Annotated in this window: 1 pseudogene; it reads right to left on the minus strand. The window is 43.0% G+C overall.

Going from position 1 to position 277, the window contains the following annotated elements:
• Window positions 1-277 (minus strand): annotated as a pseudogene (locus AAEY57_RS19835) (arginine decarboxylase); the annotation flags it as partial.

Here is a 277-nt window from a genome sequence, read left to right on the forward strand (position 1 = left end):
GTATTTAACGGTACGTTTAACTGTGTAAGCTCAGCAAAGTGGCGTGCACATTCACGTAAAGCACGGTGAATATCACGAATGTTGGCAATTTGAGAACCAATATGAAAATGCACCATTTGCATTAAGTGCAGCTTATTATGCTTTTTAAGCACTTCAACAGCACTTAGTACTTGGCCTGCTGTTAAACCAAACTTGCCTTTTTCGCCGCCCGTGTTTTGCCACTTGCCTTTGCCTACTGAGTTTAGGCGAATGCGAATACCAATAGCCGGTTCAATGC

The sequence above is a fragment of the Pseudoalteromonas sp. MER144-MNA-CIBAN-0113 genome, from assembly GCF_040308965.1.
GTDB lineage: Bacteria > Pseudomonadota > Gammaproteobacteria > Enterobacterales > Alteromonadaceae > Pseudoalteromonas > Pseudoalteromonas tetraodonis.